Below are 4,512 nucleotides of genomic sequence, written 5' to 3'. Positions count from 1 at the left end.
CCAGACGGCACGTCGCGCTTCAGCCACAAGGGCAAGCCGATCCTGCACTACATGGGCACCAGCACCTTCAGCGAATACACGGTGCTGCCGGAGATTTCGGTGGCGAAGATCAACCCCGAGGCGCCGCTCTCCAAGGCCTCGGTGATGGGCTGCGCGGTGCCGACCGGCATGGGCGCTGTGCGCAACACCGCCAAGGTCGAGGCGGGCGCGACGGTGGCGGTCTTCGGCCTCGGCGCGGTCGGCATGGCGGTGATCCAGGGCGCGGTGATGAACGGCGCGTCGCGCATCATCGGCATCGACACCAACCCGGCGAAGTTCCCGCTGGCGATGGCGCTCGGCGCGACCGAATGCGTGAACCCGAAGGACCACGCGCAGCCGATCCAGGAGGTGCTGGTCGAGATGACCGGCGGCGGGCTCGACTACACCTTCGAGGCGATCGGCAACGTCCATGTCATGCGCGCGGCGCTGGAGGCCTGCCACAAGGGCTGGGGCGAGTGCACCGTGATTGGCGTGGCGGGCGCCGGGCAGGAGATCTCGACCCGGCCGTTCCAGCTGGTGACGGGTCGCGTCTGGCGAGGCACGGCGTTCGGCGGCGTGAAGGGGCGGAGCCAGTTGCCGGGCATGGTGGACGAGTGGCTGCGGGGCGATTTCAGCGTCGATCCCTACATCACCCACCACATGACCCACGGCCAGATCAACACCGCCTTCGACCTGCTGAAGGCCGGCCAGTCGATCCGATCCGTCATCCACTTCCAACCCGACGAGACCATGACGGTGAACTCGCTGCCGGGCGTGATCGTCCCGGCATGAGCAGAAAGGCCATCCGATGAACACCATCGCTCGACTGCTCGTGGCCACGCTGGTCGCCGGACCCGTGGCGGCGCAGGACCATGACGAAGTCTGGCGTCTGTTCGTCGCCGACCATGCCGATCCGGTCGTGCGCGCCGTCGATCTGGAGCACGCCAAGGTGATCGAGGCGTTCACCTTGTCGGCGCCCGCCGCGCTGAGACTGTCGTCCTCAGGGCGGCTGGTCTACGCCGCGCAACGCGACGGCGGCGCCGTCGCCGTCATCGACACCGGCGTCGCGCGCGAGGAGCACGGCGACCACGACGACGTGACGCTCACCGCGCCGCGGCTGCTCGAGGCGCGCATCGAGGGGGCCAAGCCCGTTCATGTGGTGGAGCACGACGGGCGCACGGCGGTGTTCTTCGACGACGAGGGCGTGGTCCGGATCGTGACGGAGGCCGCGCTGCTGGCGGGCGATCCGACGGCGACGGAGGTGGCGACCGCCGCGCCGCATCACGGCGTAGCGGTGACCATGGGCGCGCACCTCATCGTCTCCGTGCCCCATCCCGAAGACCCGACGAAGCTGCCCATCGGTGTCGAGGTGCGCGACGCGGGCGGCGCGGTGGTGGGCGAGCTGCACGCCTGTCCGGACCTGCACGGCGAGGCGTCGGCCGGATCGGCCGTCGTCATCGCCTGCGCGACCGGGGTGCTGCGCATCGAGCCGGGCGACGCCGGGCCAGCCGTCGTCTTCGTTCCCTATCCGGCCGGCATGCCTGAGGGGAAGACGACGACGCTCATCGGCAACGACACGGTGCGCTGGTTCGTCGGCAACTGGGGGCGCGACGGTCTGGTGAGCATCGACGCCTGGGAGGGCGCGTTCGACCATGCGAGGCTGCCTGTTCGGCGCGTCCACTTCGCCGCCGACCCCGAACGGCCGCGCTTCGCCTACGTCTTCACCGAGGACGGCGCGCTTCACCGGTTCGACGTTCTGAACGCCGAGATCGTCGCCAGCCTGCCGCTGACCGAGCCCTACAGCATGGACGGCCACTGGTCCGATCCCCGGCCGCGCATCGCGGTCGCGGGCGATGCGATCGTGGTGAGCGATCCGCTCAAGGGCGTTCTACGGGTGGTGGACGCCGAAAGCTTCGTGGAGACCGCGACCATCGCCGTCCCCGGCAAACCGTTCGCGCTCGTCGCCGTCGGCGGCGCGCCGCACGGCCACTGACGCGGCGCGGGACCCCGTGTTCACGCTCGAGCCCGACCGGCTGCCGGTCACGCTCCTGACCGGCTTTCTGGGCGCGGGCAAGACCACGCTGCTGAACCATCTGCTGCGCGCGCCCTCCATGGCGGGCGCAGCGGTCATTGTGAACGAGTTCGGCGACATCGGCCTCGACCACGACCTGATCGAGGCCGCCAGCGAAACCGTCACGCTGATGCGCTCGGGCTGTCTCTGCTGCACGATCAGGGGCGATCTCGCCGCGGCCATGGCGGGCCTGTGGCGCCGCCGCGCCGCAGGCGAGATCGCCTTCGACCGGGTGGTGATCGAGACCACCGGGCTCGCCGATCCGGGCCCGATCCAGCAGACCCTGCTGAGCGAGCCGCGCATCGCCGGCGCGTTCTCGCTGGAGGCGGTGGTCACCGTCGCCGACGCCGCCGCGGGTCCGGCCACGCTCGACCGCCATTTCGAGGCCGTCAGCCAGATCGCCGTCGCGGACCGGCTGGTGATCACCAAGGGCGACCTCGTCACCGCCGTCCGCCTGTCGGCCTTCGAGGCGCGGCTGGCCGCGATCAACCCCGCAGCAACCATCCTGCGCGCAGATCGGGGGCGCATCGACCCGTCCGCGGTGACGGGGCCTGGCCTGCGCGCCGCCACGGGTCCCTCCCTGGTGTTCCCGACAGTGTCGCTAGCGGCGGGGCTGCCGCCTCTCTCGGCGTTCGCAGCCCGCGCGCCGACCGCGGCGCTGCTGCCGCAGGCGCGAGGGTCGCACGACGCGCGCATCTCGTCGGTGGCCACGGCGTTCGATGCGCCGGTCCACCCGGCGATCTTCGAGCTGTGGTTCGAGACGCTTGCGGCGCTGGCCGCGCCCAACATCCTGCGCCTGAAGGCCATCGTCGCCCTGGAGGGCGAGGCTGCGCCCATTGTCCTGCATGGTGTGCAGCACGTGCTGCATCCGCCGGAGCGGCTGAAGCGCTGGCCGTCCGCGGACCGGCGCTCCCGCATCGTGGTCATCGCGCGCGACATGCCCGACGGGTTGTTGGCCGACAGCGTCGCCTACCTTCAGAGCCGCCCTGCCTTGGCGGCGTCTTGACCGCTCGGCATGACCGACGCGCATGCGTCTCGCCATAGCGGATCGCGCGCAACCAGCGCGGTCTCGCGCCGGTCGAGCTCAGTCAGCGCCGCCGCGATGTCGCCGCCGCTGCGGCCGAGCGCGCGCTCGTAGACGCGCAGGGCCGACTTCGGGGACCAGGGCAGGATCGCGTCGGCGAGCCAAGCCCGAAGCGGGGGCGGGGCGCGATCGTAGTCGCGCATCGGGTTGCGCGACGCGCGGCGGCGCAGCCGGGTCGCGAGGTTGCGCCTCACGCCAGCGCCTCTCCGACCGCGACGCCCGCGCCGGCCCAGGCCCGCAGGAAGTCCTCGACCGGCCCCCGGCCGACGCCCTGGGTGATGAAGACGAGCCGGGTGCGGCGGTCGTCGTCGGGCCAGGCGTCGAGGATCATCGGGTCATGAAAGACATGCTGCACGCCGTGGATGACCACGGGACGCTCCGGCTTCTCGGCGAGGCAGACGAGGCCCTTCACGCGCAGCAGCGCCGGGCCCTGATTGGCGATCAGCAGCTCCAGCGCCGTCGTGAAGGCCATGGTCGGCAATGGCGCGTCCAGCGTGACGCAGAACGCCCGGATGTCGGGGCCGTGGCGGGACACGTCGTGATGATGGTGGTGATGGTGGTGGTCGTGCGCGTGGTCATGCGCGCCGTTCGCCAGCGCCTCGGCGTTCAGCCACGCCCGCACGTCCATGCGCTTCGCCGCGGGGTCGAACGCCGTCATGTCGAACAGCCGCCGCAGGTCGAAGCCCGGATCGGCGCGGTCGATCACCGCAGCGCCCGGCGCCAGCCCTTGCGCCCGCGCCGCCAGCGTCGCCACGTCGCGCCGGGAGGCCGGGTCGCGGGCGAGGTCGGTCTTGGTCAGCACGATCCGGTCCGCGACCGCCACCTGCCGCACGGCCTCGGCATGGCGGTCGAGCGTCGCGTCGCCGTTGACCGCGTCGAGCGCCGTCACGACACCCGCCAGCGCGAAACGCTGCACGAGCCTGGGGTCGGCGATCAGCGTCTGGATCGGCGGCGCGGGATCGGCGAGGCCCGTCGTCTCGATCACCAGCCGCGCGAAGCCGCCGTTGCGCCCCTCCGTCATGTCGGCGTGCAGCCGCAGCAGCGTCGCGCTGATGTCGCCGCGCACCGTGCAGCACAGGCAGCCGGTCGTGGTCTCCACGATCTGCTCGGGCGCGTGCGCGATCAGCGCGCCGTCGAGCCCGACCTCGCCGAACTCGTTCACCACCACGGCGGTGTCGCTGAACCGCGGGTCGCGCAGGATCGCGCTCAGCAGCGTCGACTTGCCGGCGCCGAGGAAGCCGGTGAGCAGCGTGACGGGGATGCGGTCGAGGTCGGCCACGGCGTGTCCTTTCCTTTTCACGCGTTATGTAATCATATAACATCACGAACAAGGACGATC

The 4,512-nt window shown here is 71.4% G+C and carries 5 protein-coding genes; 3 read left to right on the top strand and 2 right to left on the bottom strand.

Annotated elements, in window-relative coordinates; all coding sequences use genetic code 11:
• The 3 genes from BLW43_RS22370 to BLW43_RS22360 form a co-directional block, all read left to right on the top strand.
• The coding region (locus tag BLW43_RS22370) for a zinc-binding dehydrogenase (RefSeq protein WP_093257091.1) at positions 1–810 on the top strand (810 nt) is incomplete at its 5' end.
• Between the two features lie 16 nt (positions 811–826).
• Positions 827–2,011: a metallochaperone AztD gene (locus tag BLW43_RS22365; RefSeq protein ID WP_175479070.1), complete on the top strand. Its 1,185-nt coding sequence runs from the start codon at positions 827–829 to the stop codon at positions 2,009–2,011.
• Between the two features lie 16 nt (positions 2,012–2,027).
• Positions 2,028–3,095: a CobW family GTP-binding protein gene (locus tag BLW43_RS22360; protein ID WP_245731178.1), complete on the top strand. Its 1,068-nt coding sequence runs from the start codon at positions 2,028–2,030 to the stop codon at positions 3,093–3,095.
• Here BLW43_RS22360 and BLW43_RS22355 read toward each other — a convergent pair.
• A complete protein-coding gene (locus tag BLW43_RS22355) occupies positions 3,065–3,367 on the bottom strand; it encodes a DUF6525 family protein (RefSeq protein ID WP_175479069.1) in 303 nt (100 codons plus the stop codon). The two genes, BLW43_RS22360 and BLW43_RS22355, sit on opposite strands and share 31 nt — an antisense overlap.
• Positions 3,364–4,452, bottom strand: coding sequence for a CobW family GTP-binding protein (locus BLW43_RS22350; protein ID WP_093257088.1), 1,089 nt, complete (start codon positions 4,450–4,452; stop codon positions 3,364–3,366). Before BLW43_RS22350 ends, BLW43_RS22355 begins: the two co-directional genes overlap by 4 nt.
• Positions 4,453–4,512 lie beyond the last annotated feature (60 nt).

It is taken from the genome of Rubrimonas cliftonensis, from assembly GCF_900107585.1.
Classification (GTDB): domain Bacteria; phylum Pseudomonadota; class Alphaproteobacteria; order Rhodobacterales; family Rhodobacteraceae; genus Rubrimonas; species Rubrimonas cliftonensis.
This window is presented reverse-complemented; position numbering and strand designations above follow the sequence as displayed.